The sequence below is a fragment of the Actinoplanes utahensis genome (genome assembly GCF_016862455.1).
Taxonomy (GTDB): domain Bacteria; phylum Actinomycetota; class Actinomycetes; order Mycobacteriales; family Micromonosporaceae; genus Actinoplanes; species Actinoplanes utahensis.
This window is the reverse complement of the sequence record NZ_BOMZ01000110.1, coordinates 1-17,536: the sequence shown is the minus strand read 5'-3', so window position 1 is coordinate 17,536 and position 17,536 is coordinate 1. Positions and strand designations below refer to the sequence as shown.

Annotated in this window: 15 protein-coding genes, 1 tRNA gene and 1 pseudogene; 11 read left to right on the top strand and 6 right to left on the bottom strand. The window is 68.6% G+C overall.

Going from position 1 to position 17,536, the window contains the following annotated elements; genetic code table 11:
- Position 1 precedes the first annotated feature (1 nt).
- Positions 2 to 1,468 (top strand): GGDEF domain-containing protein, encoded by a 1,467-nt coding sequence (locus Aut01nite_RS39080; RefSeq protein ID WP_052164126.1) that lies wholly within the window; start codon positions 2 to 4, stop codon positions 1,466 to 1,468.
- Between the two features lie 92 nt (positions 1,469 to 1,560).
- Positions 1,561 to 2,502 carry a DMT family transporter gene (locus Aut01nite_RS39075; protein ID WP_043528477.1) on the top strand — a complete coding sequence of 314 codons (942 nt, stop codon included), beginning with the start codon at positions 1,561 to 1,563 and terminating at the stop codon, positions 2,500 to 2,502.
- A gap of 49 nt (positions 2,503 to 2,551) precedes the next feature.
- Here the strand turns inward: Aut01nite_RS39075 and Aut01nite_RS39070 are convergent, their stop codons facing one another.
- Positions 2,552 to 3,208 (bottom strand): enoyl-CoA hydratase-related protein, encoded by a 657-nt coding sequence (locus tag Aut01nite_RS39070; protein WP_043528430.1) that lies wholly within the window; start codon positions 3,206 to 3,208, stop codon positions 2,552 to 2,554.
- Between the two features lie 116 nt (positions 3,209 to 3,324).
- Here Aut01nite_RS39070 and cmk point away from each other — a divergent pair, with 116 nt between their 5' ends.
- From cmk to Aut01nite_RS39055, 3 genes are all read left to right on the top strand, one after another.
- Positions 3,325 to 4,005 (top strand): (d)CMP kinase, encoded by a 681-nt coding sequence (gene cmk / locus Aut01nite_RS39065; protein WP_043528432.1) that lies wholly within the window; start codon positions 3,325 to 3,327, stop codon positions 4,003 to 4,005.
- Positions 4,002 to 5,438, top strand: coding sequence for a ribosome biogenesis GTPase Der (gene der, locus Aut01nite_RS39060; protein WP_043528434.1), 1,437 nt, complete (start codon positions 4,002 to 4,004; stop codon positions 5,436 to 5,438). The genes cmk and der overlap by 4 nt, the downstream gene beginning before the upstream one ends.
- Positions 5,439 to 5,489: 51 nt before the next feature.
- Positions 5,490 to 5,566 (top strand) — tRNA-Pro (locus tag Aut01nite_RS39055).
- 141 nt (positions 5,567 to 5,707) lie between these two features.
- Here the strand turns inward: Aut01nite_RS39055 and Aut01nite_RS39050 are convergent.
- From Aut01nite_RS39050 to Aut01nite_RS39040, 3 genes and pseudogenes are all read right to left on the bottom strand, one after another.
- Positions 5,708 to 6,922, bottom strand: a pseudogene (locus Aut01nite_RS39050) (tyrosine-type recombinase/integrase).
- A gap of 3 nt (positions 6,923 to 6,925) precedes the next feature.
- Complete coding sequence (locus Aut01nite_RS39045) at positions 6,926 to 7,132, bottom strand: helix-turn-helix transcriptional regulator (protein ID WP_083999462.1); 207 nt, start codon at positions 7,130 to 7,132, stop codon at positions 6,926 to 6,928.
- Positions 7,129 to 9,186 carry a CRISPR-associated endonuclease Cas3'' gene (locus Aut01nite_RS39040; protein ID WP_052164127.1) on the bottom strand — a complete coding sequence of 686 codons (2,058 nt, stop codon included), beginning with the start codon at positions 9,184 to 9,186 and terminating at the stop codon, positions 7,129 to 7,131. Before Aut01nite_RS39040 ends, Aut01nite_RS39045 begins: the two co-directional genes overlap by 4 nt.
- Positions 9,187 to 9,374: 188 nt before the next feature.
- Between Aut01nite_RS39040 and Aut01nite_RS39035 the strand changes: the two genes are divergently transcribed.
- The 3 genes from Aut01nite_RS39035 to Aut01nite_RS39025 are packed head-to-tail and all read left to right on the top strand — an operon-like array spanning position 9,375 to position 12,372.
- Positions 9,375 to 9,836 (top strand): hypothetical protein, encoded by a 462-nt coding sequence (locus tag Aut01nite_RS39035; RefSeq protein ID WP_043528436.1) that lies wholly within the window; start codon positions 9,375 to 9,377, stop codon positions 9,834 to 9,836.
- Positions 9,836 to 11,203 carry a hypothetical protein gene (locus Aut01nite_RS39030; protein ID WP_043528438.1) on the top strand — a complete coding sequence of 456 codons (1,368 nt, stop codon included), beginning with the start codon at positions 9,836 to 9,838 and terminating at the stop codon, positions 11,201 to 11,203. The genes Aut01nite_RS39035 and Aut01nite_RS39030 overlap by 1 nt, the downstream gene beginning before the upstream one ends.
- A gap of 56 nt (positions 11,204 to 11,259) precedes the next feature.
- Positions 11,260 to 12,372 (top strand): S8 family serine peptidase, encoded by a 1,113-nt coding sequence (locus tag Aut01nite_RS39025; protein WP_161790688.1) that lies wholly within the window; start codon positions 11,260 to 11,262, stop codon positions 12,370 to 12,372.
- A 125-nt stretch (positions 12,373 to 12,497) separates the two neighbouring features.
- On the opposite strand, the gene Aut01nite_RS39020 is transcribed toward Aut01nite_RS39025, so the two are convergent.
- Positions 12,498 to 13,523: a hypothetical protein gene (locus Aut01nite_RS39020; RefSeq protein WP_043528441.1), complete on the bottom strand. Its 1,026-nt coding sequence runs from the start codon at positions 13,521 to 13,523 to the stop codon at positions 12,498 to 12,500.
- 310 nt (positions 13,524 to 13,833) lie between these two features.
- Here Aut01nite_RS39020 and Aut01nite_RS39015 point away from each other — a divergent pair, with 310 nt between their 5' ends.
- Positions 13,834 to 14,334 (top strand): hypothetical protein, encoded by a 501-nt coding sequence (locus Aut01nite_RS39015; protein ID WP_052164128.1) that lies wholly within the window; start codon positions 13,834 to 13,836, stop codon positions 14,332 to 14,334.
- A gap of 87 nt (positions 14,335 to 14,421) precedes the next feature.
- Here Aut01nite_RS39015 and Aut01nite_RS39010 read toward each other — a convergent pair whose 3' ends face one another.
- On the bottom strand, positions 14,422 to 14,916 hold the full coding sequence (locus tag Aut01nite_RS39010) for a hypothetical protein (RefSeq protein WP_152628894.1): 495 nt from the start codon (positions 14,914 to 14,916) through the stop codon (positions 14,422 to 14,424).
- 325 nt (positions 14,917 to 15,241) lie between these two features.
- Here Aut01nite_RS39010 and Aut01nite_RS39005 point away from each other — a divergent pair, with 325 nt between their 5' ends.
- Together Aut01nite_RS39005 and Aut01nite_RS39000 are read left to right on the top strand one after the other, a co-directional pair.
- Positions 15,242 to 16,108, top strand: coding sequence for a hypothetical protein (locus tag Aut01nite_RS39005; RefSeq protein ID WP_152628895.1), 867 nt, complete (start codon positions 15,242 to 15,244; stop codon positions 16,106 to 16,108).
- Between the two features lie 121 nt (positions 16,109 to 16,229).
- Positions 16,230 to 17,279, top strand: coding sequence for a hypothetical protein (locus Aut01nite_RS39000; RefSeq protein ID WP_152628896.1), 1,050 nt, complete (start codon positions 16,230 to 16,232; stop codon positions 17,277 to 17,279).
- Positions 17,280 to 17,536 lie beyond the last annotated feature (257 nt).

Here is a 17,536-nt window from a genome sequence, read left to right as displayed (position 1 = left end):
CATGTCCGGCTGGTCCAGTCTGCAACTCGCCGAGTTCTTCAGCGCCATCACCCTCGCCGGAACCATCGGCAGCGCCGCCCGGATCGCCGTCCAGCGCGCCGCCGAATCCACCGACGCCGAAGTGGCGGCAGTGGTGTGCGACGACGGCGTACCCGCCTCGATCGGCCTCGGCCGCACCCCGGACCCGTCCCTGTTCACCGCCCTGCGCCCGGGAACCGGCGAGGTGTCGTTCCCGGGAACCGGCCCGATGCACCTCACCGTGCAGGTCCTCGACCGCGACACCGGCGAACGGCTGATCGTCGCCCGCACCGACGAGCCGTTCGCCGCCGAGGAACGCCAGATGCTCCAGGGCATGTCCCGCGTCCTCGGGCTGGCCCTGCGCAGTCTGCGTACGCTCGCCGCCGAACGCCGGCTGCGCCAGGACCTCCAACGCCGGGAACGGCTCCTGGAGACGCTGCTGCACGTCCAGCGCTCGGCGAACCAGCGGGTCCCGCTCGACGACGTCCTCCACATGATCACTTCGGGTGCGGCGGCGCTGCTGGAGGACGCGACGGTGGCGCTGGTCCTCCGCGACGCGATCGCCTCGGTCAGCGGCGCCCCCGTCGACGGCGCCGTCCTGACCGAGGCCGCCCACCATGCGATCTCCCGGGGTGGGCCGGCTTCCTCCGGCCGGTCCCTCGCCACTCCCGTCCTGATCGACGGCACGATCGCGGGCGCTCTCGTCATCACCACCCCGGCCACCCCCGGGGTTCCCGCCGTCTTTGCCGCTCCCGTCGTTCCCGTCGTCCCCGCCGTCCCTGCCGTTCCCGCCCTCCCGGCCACTCCTGCCGGGGCGGCTCCCGTCGGGGTGGCTTCCATCGGGTCGGCGGAGCGGCGCGATGTGCTGATCGCTTTCGCCGAGCAGGCCAGCCTCGCCCTGACCGGAGCGCACACCCTGGCCGCCGTGCACGAGGCCCACCACGACCCGCTGACCCGCCTGCCCAACCGTGGCCTGTTCCTCCAGCGCGTCGAGGAAGCCCTGGCCGCCGACCCGACCCCCGCCGCGTCCGCCCTGCTCTACCTCGACCTGGACCTGTTCAAGCAGGTCAACGACACTCTCGGCCACACCGTCGGCGACGAGTTGCTGCGCGCCGTGGCCGGCCGTCTCCGCGCCGCCGTCCGCGACACCGACATGGCCGCCCGCCTCGGCGGCGACGAGTTCGCCGTCCTCCTCGACCCGATCTCCCACGAGAACCAGGCCCGCGACATCGCCCAGCGCGTCATCGACTCCATCGGCCTGCCCTACGACATCGCCGGCCGCACCATCGTCACCCGCGCCAGCGTCGGCATCGCCTACAGCGGCGACCGCTCCGCCGAACGCCTCCTCGAGGAGGCCGACCTGGCCATGTACCGCGCCAAGAAATCCTGCAAGGGCACCTTCCAGGAGTTCGAACCGTCGATGCTCACGTCCCTCCCGCGCGCCTGCTGATCCGGCACCGGCTGTCACCTGGGTCACTGCCATGGGCGCGAGGTCCGAATTCCGCTAGCGGGGGAGGGGCGGGACACGGTTTGCTGGCGGGCATGAGCGCAGATGTCGTACGTCCCTCGCGCGCGGCTGTCGCCGCCGCCACCGTCACGGTCGTCCTGTGGGCGTCCGCGTTCGTGGGGATCCGGGCGGCCGCGCCGTACTTCTCGCCGGGATCGCTCGCACTCGGCCGTCTTCTCGCCGGCTCGCTGACTCTGCTGATCTTCCTGGCCGTACGCCGTCAGGGTCTTCCCCCGCGGGCCGCCTGGCCGGGCATCCTGATCTCCGGGGTGATCTGGTTCGGTCTCTACATGGTCGCTCTGAACTGGGGTGAGGAGCTCGTCGACGCCGGCACCGCCGCCATGCTGGTGAACGTCGGCCCGGCCGTGATGGCGCTGCTCGCCGGCTGGTTGCTGCACGAGGGTTTCCCGCCCCGGCTGCTCGCCGGTATCGCGGTCTCGTTCGCCGGCACCGTGATCGTCGGCTTCTCCATGTCCGGAAAGGGTCAGTCGTCGATCCTCGGTGTGGTGCTCTGCCTGGTCGCCGCGGTCACCTACGCCGGCGGGGTCGTCGCCCAGAAGCCGGCGTTGCGGCACGCCACCGCGCTGCAGGCGACCACGTTCGGGTGTGTGATCGGCGCGGTCGCCTGCCTGCCGTTCGCCGGGCAGTTGGTGTCGGATGTCGCGTCCGCCCCCTGGACGGCCACCCTGAACGTCGTCTACCTCGGCGTCTTCCCGACCGCGATCGCGTTCACCACCTGGGCGTACGCGCTGGCCCGCACGACCGCCGGCAAGATGGGCTCGACGACGTACGCCGTCCCGGCCGTCGTGGTCCTGATGTCCTGGCTGGTTCTGGGCGAGGTGCCCGGCTGGCTCACCCTCCTCGGCGGCGCGCTCTGCCTGGCCGGCGTGGCAGTCTCCCGCAGCCGTCCGAGAACGGTCGCTTCCGACAGGTCCGCCCCTCCCACGGGCCGCCCGGCGGGACGGGTCCGTGGATGAGGGGACGGAGTGTCGCTTGCGCTCGGCAGCGCACGAGGGCCGTACCGAATCAGATCTCAGCCGACCGCAAGGCCTGGAGAACCTGAGGGTAGAGGCGGGCCTTGATCGTGCCGAGCCCGGCGCCGGCTTTGCCGGTGTGGGCCTTGGCCAGGGCGATCGCGGTGGGCAGCACCTCCTCGGCGGGGACCGCGTGATCGACGATGTGACGTTCCGCGGCCTCGGCGCCGCCGTAACGGCGGGCGGTGACCATCGCCTCGTGCGCGTTCTGCGGGGTCAGGCGGGACTGGATGAGGGCGCTCATGCCGGGGGTGAAGGGCAGGCCGATGTCCGCTTCCGGCAGGCACCAGAAACCCCGGTCGGCGCGCATGACGCGCAGGTCGTGCGCGAGGGAGACCATGGCGCCTCCGGCGAAGCAGTGGCCGGGGACGGCGGCGACGGTCACCATGGGCAGGGTCAGCAGGCGGGCGAGGAATTGCTGCACCAAGGCGACGTACGCGGTCCGCTCCTCCGGGTGCTCGCCGAGCCAGTCCAGGTCGAGCCCCAGGCTGTAATGCCTGCCGGTGGCGGTGGTGACGAGCGCGGTGGGATTCTTCTCGACCTCGTCCAGCAGGGCGTTGGCTTCGGTGATGAATTCGGGGTGGAGTCGGTTCTCGTCGTCGCCGAGGTCGAGAACGTGGACGTCGTCGTGGCGGTCCAGGGTCGGCATGGCAGGCCTCCTTAGTTACTTGTCGGTAACATAGCGGACCGGCCCCGGTTCGTCGATGACTGCGTACACGGGCACAATGGGAGGGTTGGTTTGCCGTAGAGCCCTCAGGAGGAACGGTGGCGCTTCAGGAACGGCCGGAGAAGTGCGTGGTGGCCGTCGACGGCCCGTCCGGGTCGGGCAAGTCCACCGTCTCCCGGCGGCTCGCCACCGCTGTCGACGGCGTCTACCTAGACACCGGCGCGATGTACCGCGCGGTGACCTGGGCGGTCCTCCAGGGTGGCGCCGACCTGGCGGACCCCGACGCCATCGCCAAGATAGCCCTGGAGACCGAGCTGTCGATCGGCACCGATCCGCTCGCCCCCCACTTCGCCGCGAACGGGGTGAACGTCGACGCCCCGATCCGCGGCGCCGAGGTCACCGGCGCCGTCTCCGCGGTCGCCGCCGTCCCGGCCGTCCGCAGACACCTCGTCCTGCTCCAGCAGGCGATCATCGCCGCGCACCCGCGGATCATCGTCGAGGGCCGCGACATCGCCTCCGTGGTCGCCCCCGACGCCGACCTCAAGGTCTATCTCACGGCCTCCGCCGCCGCCCGCGCCGCCCGGCGCAGCGCCGAGGACGCCACCGACGTCGCCGCCACCGAGGCCGACCTGGCCCGCCGCGACACACTCGACTCCACCCGGGCCGTCGACCCGCTCAAGCAGGCGTCCGACGCCCTTGAGGTCGACACCACCGGCATGGGCATCGACGAGGTCGTTGCCCACCTCCTGCATCTGCTGAACAGCAAGGTAAGTAAGTGACTGAACTTCCCGCCGGACTCGACCTCAACGACTTCGAGGGAGGATTCGAGTTCGGCTCCGATTCCCCCACGGACTCGTCGGACGAATTCACCGGCCCCGTCCCCGTCGTCGCCGTCGTCGGCCGCCCCAACGTGGGCAAGTCGACGCTGGTCAACCGCATCATCGGCCGCCGTCAGGCGGTCGTCGAGGACAAGCCCGGCGTGACCCGCGACCGGGTTCCCTACGACGCCCAGTGGAACGGCCGCCGCTTCACCGTCGTCGACACCGGCGGCTGGGAACCGGACGCCCGCGACCGGGCCGCCGCCATCGCCGCCCAGGCCGAGATCGCCGTGCAGACCGCCGACGTGGTCGTCTTCGTCGTCGACGTCTCCGTCGGCGCCACCGACGTCGACGAGGCCGCGGTGAAGATGCTGCGCCGCAGCCACAAGCCGGTCATCCTGGTCGCCAACAAGGCCGACAACCAGAACCTGGAACTCGAAGCCGTCTCCCTGTGGTCCCTGGGCCTCGGCGAACCGCACCCGATCTCCGCCCTGCACGGCCGCGGCTCCGGCGACCTCCTCGACGACATCCTCAACGCCCTGCCGCCGACCCCGCTGGTCACCGAGGGCGGCCCCCGCGGCCCCCGCCGGGTCGCCCTGGTCGGCCGTCCCAACGTCGGCAAGTCCAGCCTGCTCAACCGCCTCGCCAAGGAGGAACGGGCGGTCGTCGACTCGGTCGCCGGCACCACCGTCGACCCGGTCGACAGCCTGGTCGAGATGGCCGGCGAGGTCTGGCAGTTCGTCGACACGGCCGGCCTGCGCAAACGCGTCCACCAGGCCTCCGGTACGGAGTACTACGCGTCCCTGCGGACCGCCGGCGCCGTCGAGGCCGCCGAGGTCGCCGTCGTCCTGCTCGACTCCGGCGAGGTCATCAGCGAACAGGACCAGCGCGTCATCACCCAGGTCATCGAGTCCGGCCGGGCCCTGGTCATCGCCTTCAACAAGTGGGACCTGGTCGACGAGGACCGCCGGTTCTACCTGGACAAGGAGATCGACCGCGACCTCAAGCGGGTGACGTGGGCCATTCGCGTCAACATCTCCGCCAAGACCGGCCGGGCCGTCGACAAACTGGCCCCCGCCATCCGCCGCGCCCTCGCCTCGTGGGAGACCCGCATCCCCACCGGCGCCCTGAACCAGTGGCTCACCGCCCTCACCCAGGCCACCCCCCACCCGGTCCGCGGCGGCCGCGCCCCGCGCATCCTGTTCGCCACCCAGGCCGGCGCCGCCCCGCCGCGCTTCGTCCTCTTCACCACCGGCCCGTTCGACGCGGGCTACCTGCGCTTCATCGAGCGCAAACTGCGCGAGGAGTACGGCTTCGAGGGCACACCGGTCGAGATCTCGGTGAAACCCCGCAAGAAGCTCGGGCCGGGGGGTCGCGGAAAAGCCCACGGGTGAGGTTGGTAGTCTTTAGGAGATGTCGCGCGGGGCTGAGGCTCCGGGCGGGATCGGGCTGTAGCGCAGCTTGGTAGCGCACTTGACTGGGGGTCAAGGGGTCGCAGGTTCAAATCCTGTCAGCCCGACCATTGAAAAGCCCTGACCAGCACGAATGCTGGTCAGGGCTTTTGTTCATACCTATTGGGTTTTGAACCGTCCCCCGAAAACCCTGATTTACCCGAATCGGCGGGCGGGATCGTCATCACTGATCACCGGTTGTCGGCCGCCGATCATTCGGCCCGCCGGTCGCGATCCTGGACCGAACCTTCAGCGGTCGTTCTGTCTGCGCCCAGCCGTTCGAGGATCGCGGAGTTGTCCGGGGCGATCGCAGGTTTGGCGATGTAGTACGTGGTGGTGACCTCTTCACTGCCATGGCGCAGTTGGGTTGCGGCGCTCTTGGTGTTGGACTCCTCGTCGATGAGCGTCGCGACGGTCTTGCGGAAGGTGTGGGGGACCACCCAAGTGAGGTCAGTGTCCGCTCGGGCCTGACGCCACTGGCGGCGGACGTTGTTGGGCTGTAGCCAGGTGCCGTTCCTGGAGGCGAAGACGGCGTCGTAGTCGTTCTCCGCTGCGGTGAGCTTGCGGGCCAGGAGCATCCCAACCGCGAATCCAGGCAGGACTATCGTGCGATAGCCGGCCTCGCTCTTGGTCCAGTCCTGGCGGAAGACGCCCTTACCTTTGACGTACACCAGCGTGCCGCTGATGGTTAGAACGGGACGGTCTGCACTCAGGTCGAGGTCTGACCACCGAATGGCGAGGATCTCGCCGATGCGGGCACCGGTCGCGAGCATGAGATCGACGATGTCGGCAAGATCGCCGGTGTGCCGAGGTCCGGGTTTGCCGGGGACGGGCTGTTGCCATTCCCGAATCGCTGTTCGGACGGTTTCGAGCTGCTCGGTTCCGAGAGCGGTCACTTCGCGGCGAGGCTTGCGGAGCCGTCCGGTGTCGCGGACGGGGTTGGTAGGGATCGCGCCGTGACGGACCGCGAGCGCGAACATCTGGCTGAGGGCGACCTTCGCGCCCTTGGCCTTGGACGGGTGGTTCTTGGCTATCTCCCGGAGGAACCGGTCGAGCCGCCCTACCGTCACTTCTCGGATCCGGAGTTCACCGAGGGCCGGCAGGATGGCGGTGCGCAGCGTCTCTCGATACCGGTCGATGGTTTATGGGGCGATCCGTTCCTCGTCGGTGATCTCTTCGACCCACTTCTCGCTCAGCGTGGTGACGCGGGTGTCGCGATTGATCTCGTCGTCGTCCGGAATCGTGCGGTCACGAAGTTTGACCTTCAAAGCTCGGGTGGCTGCCGGACCACTGACGTCCGTCGCCTCCACGTCACGGGTCTTGCCGTCGTAGTCGCGGAAGCGGGTCCTGGCCCGGAATCGGTTGGGGCCGAGCTGTTCGGTGCGAATCGCGCCGTACGTGCCGATGGGTAGGGGAGGTCGGGCCAAGGCTCAGCGCTCCGGGTCACTCTGGGCGTCGAGCCACCGTTCGACCTCGCTGCGCCGGTAGCGCAAGGTGTTGCCGACGCGGATGGCACGCGGTCCCCTGCCCCGGCTGTGCCAGGCATACAAGGTGTTCTTTGGCTTACGAAGCCAGGCGACAACGTCGTCGATGGTCAGTAAAGGGTCGGGCCGCCATTCAGAGGTTGAGTCGTTCATCGGTGGCCTCCCGAGTCGGAAGAGACACCGCGCTTGCGGATGAGGGTGTTGTCCGGCGATGACCGGTAGCCGGGGTCGGTAGCCGGTGTGGTGCCCGGTTCGGCGTATGGCGGGGGCGTGCACGGATCAGCGGTCCTTTCAGCTTCCCGTCCCTGACGGGCCGGGGGCGCGGCGACGCTGCCCTGACGGGGGGCGTCGCCGGCCTCCTTACCGAACAGGCGGGCCACACGCTCGGTGATGTCCTGGCGCTTCCCGGCCGGGAACCGGGAATGCAGCAGATGGACGGCCGGGCGGGACGGCTGCCGCCGCGCCCACTGCCGCAGGAAGCTGTACGTCGCTTGGGCGTCCGCCACGGTATTGCAGATCACCGCCGCGCAACCACCGCTGGCGCCCAGCCCCGCCAGCGTGTCCCGCACCACCGCCAGTCGGCTACCCGGCGCCGGCACCGCACCGATCGGATCCTCGCGACGGACCGGCAGCACCCTCACTGTCAGAGCCACCGGCCGTGACGCGGCCATCGCCGCCAGCGCCGGCCCGCTCGGCACCACCGGAGCCGAGCCGTCTGCCGGAACGAACAGCCAGCCTGGATACGGCACCTGCACGGTGTCCGGCAGCGCCCCGTTCTGCCCGGCGCCACGCCGGTATGCCTCCGCCAGCGACCGGGTCACCGACGACGGCAGGGTCGCCGACAGCAGCACCACCGGGCAGCCCAGCTGGCCACACCAGGCCACCAGTCGACGCAGCAGAAACTGCATGTAGGGGTCATAGGCGTGGGCTTCGTCGACGATCAGCACCTTCCGTGAGATGCCCAGCAACCGCAACGCGTTGTGCGGCACCGGCAGGATCGCCAACAGCGCCTGATCAATGGTCCCCGTCGCCCAGCCGGCCAACAGCCCTCGTTTACCGGTACGCAGCCAGCTCGTCGCCGACACCCGCCCCGGCCGTCCCGATGGATCCTCGTCCGTAACCACCTCAGTGGTGCCTGCCTCCGGGCGAGCATCACCGTAGGCCGGATTCAACCAGGCCATGCTGTGCAACAACGTTAATGACGTCGCGTCGACAACCTGGCCGGCCAGGAAGCGCCGCACCCGCCGGTACATCTGATCGGAGGTGGCCATCGTCGGCAGAGCGAAGAAACAGCCCTCGACACCCACGGCCCCCGCCAGCACCTGGGCCGCGTACAACGCCGCCTCCGTCTTCCCCTCGCCCGGCGCCGCGGCGACGATCAGCAGCCCTCCACCGCCCCGGGCCGGCACCGCAAGCTCCCGCATCAGCGAGCGCTGTAATGGGTTCGCCTCGAACGGGAAAAGCTCCTCGAAAGAACCGCCCCGCAACGTCGACCGGCTCAACCCGGCCTCAGCCAGCACACCAGGCAGCGACGCGCACGTACCAGCGAAATGTGCTGCCACCGCGGACGGGGACGCTTCAGTGGGCAGCTGCCGCAGCCGCTTCTCCAAGAAGGTCTCCTGGCTGACCAGCCAGTCCGCGAGGATGACGACCCCGGTGACCAACGCCAGCGCGGACACTTCCGCTTTGGCCGGCACCGGCAAGTCAACCACCACGTCACGCAGCGCGTCGAAGATCAGTTCGCGTTGCCGTTGCCACGTCTTGCCCGCCAACTGCGGCACACGAGCCAGCGGATCACGCAGATAATCCAAAGTGAGATCCTGCTGGAACCGGCCGTGGTGACCCCCGAGCACCTGAGCCGCGCCATACGCCGGCGTCCGGTTTGGCCGGCTGCCCTTGCCATATCCCGCGGCCTGTAGCAGTGGGTACGCCAACAACTGCGACGCTGCAGCGTGACCCAGACGGCCGTCCCAGCACGGATTCTCGTAGCCGTCGTCGAGGAGGGCCGCGAAGGCGACACCGATCTCGCGTTGGAAATCCGCGGTGCACTTACCAAGATCATGGAGGCCGGCGAGGAAAGCGACGACCACCCGAGCCTCCGGTTCGGGCAACCCCAGCCCGGCGGCGACCGCGGCAGAAGACACTATCGGCCAACGACCACCCCGGCTCTCCTGCTTCGTGGGCGCAACCACCAAAGGCTCCACCATGGACGTTCGTCGATAAGGGGTGCACCGAGAAGGGGCCGGCGGTTCAGGTCGGCCGGAAGACAGCAGCCACGCTCGGGGCAGTGGCCGATATCCGGAAGCACCCTGCGGCCGCTCACCGGGGTGCCCCGATGCTTCGGTAATCTACCGACTCCGATGGAGCTGGCTGGATGCCGCGGGACGGGGGCTTGATGACCGACGTGAAGGGCGAGGTGCCGGGTACGGGCGGGGGCATCCCCGCGATTCCGCCGCCGACGCCGGGGTACTGGCCGGGTATCGGTGACGAGACCCGGGCGGATCTCACGTCCATGGACGTCGCCGCGGGCCGGTTGAAGGCCGAAGTCCAGGAGCGGCTCGCGCCGGCGGCCGACCGAGCGGCGGAGGCGATGTACATCCTGCCGCCCACACCGCACGACGCCTTCGCCGAGCTGCTGGCCTTCCAGGAGTCGCAGTTCGCCGCCCAGGAAGTGGCGCTGCGCAACGTGCAGACCTATGTGCAGGGCGCGTGGGCGTTCGGGGTGGCGGTGGAGCAGATCAGCAAGCAGTACGCCGACGCCGACGCCTTCGCCACGGCCCGGCTACGTGATGTCGAGTCCGCGTTCAACCGCCTCGGCGTCCAGGTCCAGTCGTACGACCCGAAGGGCCTGCTCTGATGCCGGGGACCGGAGGCGGCGGGACGGCATGGTCGTCGATGGCCGTCGAGCAGATCTGGCAGATGGTGCAGGGCCAGAACCGCACCGGCTACGAGCAGTTGATCCAGGGCTGGCAGCAGGCCGCCGACGCCACGGAACGCAACATCGACTATCTGGAGGACTACCGTTCCCGGCTCGCCGCGTCGTGGCCGCCGTCGGCCAGCCCTGCCGCCCAGGCGTGTCACGACCAGCTGGAAGCGATGATCGCGAACATGCGGGTCACCTGGAGCACGGCGCTGAGCAACAGGTCCACGCTGGAGACCGTGGCGGGAGCGCTGGACTCCGCGTACACGGCGATCGCGCGAATCTACGCCGACTACATGCGTAATCAGGCCAACCTCGCCCGGTACGAACAGAGCATTCTGCCGCCGGGCCAGCAACAGGCACTGACGCCGGAGTCGCTGGCCGCCCGGGGCCGGCAGGCCGTGCTGGAGGCCGAGGCGCGAGCGGTGATGTCCGCGCTGAGCACCGACCTGGCCGTCGGTAAATCCATGATCCGAACCCCCGACGAGTACCGCCTGACCTGGCAGAACGACAGCGAGAGCGCCGATGCCGGCGGTGATGGTGCCGCCGCCGGCGCCTTCGCCGGCGGCAGCAGCGCTCTCAGCCTGTTCACGCTCAGAGACCAGCAGGCCGCCACCCGGGTGGCGAGAGACGCGATGCCCCTGGTGCAGGACCGGCCCGTCACCGCCACGCCCGTCACCGTCACGCCCGTGCTCGGCGACACGGGAACCGGACCGACGCTCGTAGGCACCCATCCGACCAATACCGGACCGGGCACGTCCCCGGCGACCACCCCGGGCCAGACCGGTCTGCCCGCGCACCACAACACGGTCAACCCGGTCCAGAATCTGCCCGGACCGAACAGGATGCCCACCACCAACTGGGGCGACCCGGCCGGGCGACCCTCCACCACCGTTCGCTCACCCAGTGCGATGAAGCCGATGGGCGGTGAAACGCTCGGTGCCCCATCCGGCCGTGGCCAGCAGGCCACCCATCCGAACCTGCTCGGCGGCTCCGGCACCGGCACGGGAAGACCTATGGGCGGACACCCGGGCGGACATGCCGGCGGCATGACGCGAGGGGTGCAGCGGGTCAACGCGGTCGGTGGTGTCATCGGTGAGACAGCCGCGCCCGGCCGGCCCAACCCCGGACTCCCCGGTACCCCGGGCGGCCGGGGACGCCGCGACGGTGAGCCGGCGGACCGGACGGCCGGCCGCTCGTGGGATCCGGACAACCCGTGGGAGACCGACGACGGCGTCACACCGGTCCTGGACACGGCACCACGAACGACCATCAACCCCGGACCGGCGATCGGCCTGACCTGACCATGATCCCCGCGATAGCGAACGCGGTCGTGGCCGCGCTCCTGACCGTCACCCCCGTGACAGCCCCCCTGCCCGCCCGGGCGGACAAGATCCGGCAACAGCAGTGGATGCTGGACTACCTGCAGATCGCCCGCGCCCACCAGATCAGCACCGGCGCGGGCGTCACCGTCGGGCTACCCGACACCGGCGTCGAAGCACACCCCGACCTCGGCGCGAACCTGCTGCCCGGAATCAATCTCGTTCAACCCGGCGGCAGCGGGCGCATCGACCTGACCGGTCACGGCACCGGCATGGCCGGCGTCATCGCCGGCCGCGGTCACAGCGGCCAGGCCGGAATCCTGGGCATCGCGCCCTCAGCGAAGATCCTCCCAATCGTCTCCGCCGGCAAGTACGGCGGCCTGCAGACCATCGCCGACGGCATCGAACTCGCGGTGAAACGCGGCGCCCGGGTGGTCAACGTGTCCAGCGGCGGCCCGAAGAGCCTGTCACTGAGACGCGCCGTCCAGGCCGCCGAGCAGGCCGACGCTCTCATCGTCGCCTCGAACGGCAACACCACGAAGACCGTCATGGACGAGTACCCCGCCTCCATGCCCGGTGTCCTGGCCGTCGGCGCCATCGGACCGGACGGGCAGTACGCGCCGGTCTCCTATCCCGGCGGCAACATCGGGATCTGCGCACCCGGCGTCAAGGTGATCACGACCGGGCAAGCCGGCAGATACCGCATCGTCACCGGCACCTCCGTCGCCACCGCCATCGTCTCCGGCGCCGCCGCGCTGGTCCGGTCCCGCTACCCGAACCTCTCCGCACCGGAGGTCATGCACCGGCTCACCGCCACCGCCGACGACATCGGCCCACCCGGCCGCGACGACCAGTGCGGGTACGGCGTCCTCAACATCGTCAAAGCCCTGACCGCCGACGTACCCCCGATGACCGCCACCGGCACACCGGCGAGCCCGGCCCCGTCCGCGCCGGCAGCCAGCAGTCCGCCCTCGACCCCGACATCCGCCTCCGCGCCATCGTCCGCCGCATCTCAGCCCGCCAGTTCCCCCCTGCCGCTATATGCCGGCATCGGTGCCGTAGCGGTAGCCACCGCCGGTTCGATCCTGGCCTTGATCGTCATCCGTAGACGGCGCCGGGACGCAACAGATCACCATTCGCCCACTGGCTGACCGGAGCCGAACCGCGACTCCAGCGGGGACGGCAGCCCTCCTCGCGCCGCATTCGCAGAGCTCAGCCATCCGCCACGTCTGCCGGTTCTGCCGGTGAGCCCTTCCGCGAAGACGGATGAAGGACGTCATCCTCGTCGAAGATTCTGAACCCCGTCGTTGGCCGCCCGTTTGGCGAGCCGGTGCAGCACGGCGCGGCGGCGGCCGGTCACACCGGGCCAGTCGGGGTCGTTGAGCAGCGCCGTGTAGTGGTGCTCGGCTTGTCGGGTGTCGTAGGCGAACAGCATGCAAGCCTCGGCCAGGACGGTGCGTGCAGGCAGCCGCAGCGGCGTGTCGTCGTGGCCACAGCGGCGCAGGTGCCCGGGCAGCCCGTCGTGGTGCACCGTCACCCGCCACCCCGGCCAGGAAGCCGGTTCCAGGCGGCCGCTGCAGGCCTGCCAGACGGCGATCGTACGGTCGGCGACGTCGAGAAGTCCGCCGTCGCCGACGTACAGCTCCCCTGGCACTGCAGCGGTCTGCACGTCGTCCAGTATCGCCAGTAGCCGCGGCCCGGTCGCCAGCATGCCCGTCAGCAACATCCCGCCGACGTAGTCACGGACGGTCCGGCCGGTGTCGCGCACGCTGAGGACCGTCAGCCCGTACCCGCGCAGGTTCCCAAGGTGCTCGAACGGGTCGGCGGTCGCCACGTACTCGTCGAGGCTCAGCGGCTGGCCCAGGACGCTACTCGGCGCGTTCAGGCCGGCCAGCATGCCGGCGGCGGTGACGGGACGCGGCGGCGGATCGGACATCAGCAGCGCGGCGGGGTCGACCGGCAAGCCGTCGATCACGGCCGCGTACCCGCGGTCGGCGTGCTGGACCGTCCAGCCCGGCCAGCACTGCGCGAGCAGCGGCATCAGCGCCCGGCGCAGCCCGAGGCTGTCGTCGGTGACGCTCAACCGGTTGTACCAGCGCAGCAGGCGCCGGTCGTGGTCCAGCAGCACCCCACCGGAGGCCCACACCTCGTCGTACGGCTCGGCCTCGATCCGGCCGTGCGGGTCGCTCCACGCGTCCGGGCCGCCGAAGAGCGTCTCAGGCAGGCTCAGCGCTCCAGACCGGTCGAGACGAACCTCGTGCCGTCCGTCCCGGACGATGACGTACAGTGCTGGATCCGGCACGCCGCCTCCCACCACAGAGCCCCGCAAAGTCCTGCCATCCCAGATGATCGCGGTACCGTCGGCCGCCCACAACGCAATTGCTGGCCGGCCCGCGCGACGCGCGACGCTCGACGGCACGACTCTCGCACCTGCTTCAAACGGCGGCCTCGTGGCAGCTGAGTCGGCGCTCACCAGTACGACTCCAAAGAATGTGGATGCCTCCTTAGCCTGCCCTTCGCTAGCCTCGATGCTCGCGGAGGGCTCGGGCATAGCCGCCGGCGCAGGGCCGGAGCGGCCATTCATGGTCCGTCAGCCCGGAAGGAGCGTATACATGGCCAATCTGTTCACCGCGGACGATTCGACCGGTCCCCGCTACTTGGACCTCACCAACGGCGGCACCGACGTGTTCTACGACGTGCTCACCCTGGCCGGCTGCGTGATAGCGCAGACGCCGTGGCAGCGCAACCTGGTGCTGCGCTTCGCCGACGGGCACCGCTTGGGCCGCGGATGCGACGGCTTCGACCTCGCCGAACTGCCGTGGACCGGTGACTGGCCGGCGGAGAAGGCGTTCCTCGACCAGTTGATCGCGTTGGCCCTGACCCGGCACGGATGGGACCGCCTGAACTACGACCCGCCGTACGCGATCCAGTACCTGACCCGGTTCCGCGAGATGCTCGCCGGATACACCCCAGTGCCGGAGCCCACGCCGAAGTGGGGCGACTGGCGGCTACCGCCCGCCGCGGCGCTGACCGCCGAATGCGACACCCACAGCCTGTACGTCGGTGAGTACGGCTGCCGCCTATGCGACGAGTACATTCAGCCGCCGCCCTGACTCCGAGCGCCCGCTCAGCGGCAAATGAGGGCGTCGTCCGCTCCCGACGCCGCATGGGGAAGTTGTCGGCGCGGTGTGAGGTGAGATCTACCAGTCGCGCCACGGGCCGGTGATGTCACCGCTGCTGATCCCGTTTCGGCGGGCGAGGTCGTCGGGCTCGATTCCCGCCGTCTCGAGAACACGATCGACGTATGCACAGAGCAATTCTCGTTCGTCCGTCTCGAAGGCGGCGCCATCGAACCGATCATTGACGGCATTCAGCGCCCGGATTGTGCGTTCAACGACCTCAAGGATTCCCGTGTCAGTCGCTGGCTCCCATCGGCGTTCCACCAGGCTGGCGACGTCTGCCTCGAACCCGTCGAGTACGACATCGGTCGCTCGGCTCATCGCCTCGGGCCACAACCTTGACGAGACGGCATCCTCTTCCGCGAGCGCACCAGTAGCAACATCGAGGGCTTCGCGTGCCACATCAGCCCGCCACACGAAGGTTGGTCGGTCGATCACGTTGCTCAGCGTACTGAGGCACGTATCGGCACAGCTTCGCCGCTCACGCTTCACCCGCTCGGCGGCATGAGAGTTCATTGGCTGGAAGGTGACGGCCGCCGTTGACGTTCTGGAGGCGTCACGTTGGACGGGATGACTTCCCGTTCTCCCCAGCGAACGCCGTAAAGAACTCCAAGGTAAACCTATAAGGGCAAGGTCAGGGTGGTCAAATGAGTGAAGTGCTGACCCGTCAGCTGCCACTCCCCGTAGGCTGGACCTGTTCCAGACTTCGTCGGAGGCGCTTCGCGGCTACTTGGTGCGGCGCGTGGTTACTTATCCATTCACTACATGACTTATGGAGTCGACGGCTCGCCCGGCCGCACTCGCCCATAATCGTCCAGGTCAGCTCGAGAGGAAAACCGCTATGCCAGGACTTGTAGGCAAAGTCACCGGAGCCAATGAAATTGGTGTCCTCGGGGAAAGCGAGCTGGGCGAGGGCGTCCGCGGTCTAGGGCGTTCGAACGACCACGCCGCAGTCGCGGGCATCAACTCCACGAGTGGGCCAGGCGTGTTCGGCGAGAGTGCATCGGGCCACGGCATCCGCGGTCTCGGACGCTCGAACAACTCCACGGGGGTCGTGGGCACCAACTCCGCGGGCGGTACCGGGGTGTTCGGCGAGAGCGAATCAGGCAAGGGCATCCATGGTCTCGGACGCTCAAACGACCACGCCGGGGTCGTGGGCACCAACTCCGCGGGTGGGCCAGGCGTGTACGGGAAAAGCGTATCCGGGCCGGCTGGCTTCTTTGACGGAGACGTTCGTGTCGCTCAAGATCTCATTGTTGACGGCGACATCCAATTGGTGGGTGCGGACGTCGCTGAGCAGTTCGAGATTCAGACGTCTCCCGATGAGATCGCAGAATCTCTGCAACCAGGTTCTGTGGTCGTGCTCGACGAGCACGGCAGGATCGGCATTTGTGGCGAGCCGTACAACAACCGGGTTGCCGGTATTATCTCGGGTGCCGGAGATCGAGTACCGGCACTCGTCCTGGATCGCACGCACGATACAACACGTAAACGGCGACCGATCGCGGTCGTCGGCAAGGCGTGGTGCCTGGCTGATGCAACCAACGATCCGATTGCGGTGGGCGATCTATTGACTACGTCCACACGTCCAGGTCATGCGATGCGCGCGGCGGACCGGCTCGCGAGCATCGGCACCGTGGTAGGCAAGGCCCTGACCGCCCTTCCCTCTGGCACGGGTCATGTCCTGGTTCTAGTCGGGTTGAGGTGACAAAGGGTGGCAGTCGTTCTGAACAAAGGGCTCGGGCGTACGCCGTTTCGGCGGAAATCCAAGTTCAGCAGTCGAGTCATCGTGTGCCGGATGCCGTTCACAGCCAACGGGTGGAGTCGTCATGCCATCAGTGCATGATGGACGCGACAGGCAGGCTGAGGTAGCCATGATGGGCGATCCACACGGGTCGCAGATGATCGCCTCGCGACGTGCACTGTTGCTCACCGCAGCCGCCAGCTTCGGTGTGGTCGTCAGCGGCAGCATTCTGGTCGACGGTGCCGCAGCAGCCGGCAAGCGTCCGGCCACTTCCGGCAATAGGGCGGGCGACCCGGCGATGGCAGCGCTGGGCTCTGTGCCATCGGTCCGCAGCGCCATCGTTCAGCTGGGCGTAGAGGGTCTACGGCCCCGCGGCATGCGAGCTGTCTTGACCCAGGCGCGGGTGCACAGTCTCCGAGAACTCGTCAACAAGGCCCGGACCGCCCGAGAACTGCCGCAGCATCTGCAGTTCCGCCTCCGATACTTCGCCGAACACGAGTCCAATGATTGTTGCCTTCAAGGTGAAAGCGACGAAGTGTTTATGTCGGCCATCGGCACTGATTCCGGTAACGTCATCCTCGGCGCCGGCGGAAAACCGGTGGCTTGGACCATGACCACCCCGCCGATCGGCGACGTCTCCGAGAACTCCGTCCGAGATCCGTGGAGAACGAACCCGCATGTGCTGGTGAACTTCGACCTGCGGCGACCTGCCGACTGGCCGCGAACGTTCACGGTGACCCTGCTGATCGTCGAGCAGGACAACAAAGACCTCGCCAAGTCGTTCAACGGCCTCCACGACCAAGTCGGTAAGACGATCAAGGACGCGGTGGAGGCCGCAGCAACCTCCGGAGCTGCGGCCATCGCGGGCGCGACGATCGGCACAGTGATCCCGGGCGTAGGAACTCTCCTGGGTGCTGTAGTCGGCGAGCTTGCCGGATCCGTATTCGACGACATCATTGCGGAAATCGATAAAGGCCTCAAAAATGACGTCCTCGCACCGCGAACCATAGAGATTACGATCCCTGATCCTGATCAGGTCAGGCAACATGCGAGTATCGGCAGACCCCAGACCCTCGACGTCAAGGAGCAGGAAGCGCATTACAGCATTGAGTACGACTGGTTCCTGGCAGGCTGAAAATGACGGGCGAACGAAACTCTGATTACGGCATGGTGATGCCTCGACGAATCGGGCTCGGATCAAAGCGTGGCAAGAGCGCTCCCAAGACGTCCTCTCCTCGGCAGATCAGTGCGACATTCAGTAAGCTGGGTGTTGTCGGTGGCCGCAGAACTGGTCTGTGGCAGGGTGGTGGCGACCGCTGGGAGAGTTCTCGGCCACTGATGTTGCGAGGGGTTCGGCGGGCGCTCGGTGGACCCAGCCGAGGAACCGGTCTG

What these genes read in the sequence shown, in the direction of transcription:
- Aut01nite_RS39075 (WP_043528477.1), top strand. Translation starts at nt 1,561, where the DNA reads ATGAGCGCAGATGTCGTACGTCCCTCGCGCGCGGCTGTCGCCGCCGCC.
- Aut01nite_RS39040 (WP_052164127.1), bottom strand. Translation starts at nt 9,186, where the DNA reads ATGGTGGAGCCTTTGGTGGTTGCGCCCACGAAGCAGGAGAGCCGGGGT.
- Aut01nite_RS39010 (WP_152628894.1), bottom strand. Translation starts at nt 14,916, where the DNA reads ATGAACTCTCATGCCGCCGAGCGGGTGAAGCGTGAGCGGCGAAGCTGT.
- Aut01nite_RS39030 (WP_043528438.1), top strand. Translation starts at nt 9,836, where the DNA reads ATGCCGGGGACCGGAGGCGGCGGGACGGCATGGTCGTCGATGGCCGTC.
- Aut01nite_RS39080 (WP_052164126.1), top strand. Translation starts at nt 2, where the DNA reads ATGTCCGGCTGGTCCAGTCTGCAACTCGCCGAGTTCTTCAGCGCCATC.
- Aut01nite_RS39035 (WP_043528436.1), top strand. Translation starts at nt 9,375, where the DNA reads ATGACCGACGTGAAGGGCGAGGTGCCGGGTACGGGCGGGGGCATCCCC.
- Aut01nite_RS39070 (WP_043528430.1), bottom strand. Translation starts at nt 3,208, where the DNA reads ATGCCGACCCTGGACCGCCACGACGACGTCCACGTTCTCGACCTCGGC.
- Aut01nite_RS39015 (WP_052164128.1), top strand. Translation starts at nt 13,834, where the DNA reads ATGGCCAATCTGTTCACCGCGGACGATTCGACCGGTCCCCGCTACTTG.
- Aut01nite_RS39045 (WP_083999462.1), bottom strand. Translation starts at nt 7,132, where the DNA reads ATGAACGACTCAACCTCTGAATGGCGGCCCGACCCTTTACTGACCATC.
- Aut01nite_RS39005 (WP_152628895.1), top strand. Translation starts at nt 15,242, where the DNA reads ATGCCAGGACTTGTAGGCAAAGTCACCGGAGCCAATGAAATTGGTGTC.
- Aut01nite_RS39000 (WP_152628896.1), top strand. Translation starts at nt 16,230, where the DNA reads ATGCCATCAGTGCATGATGGACGCGACAGGCAGGCTGAGGTAGCCATG.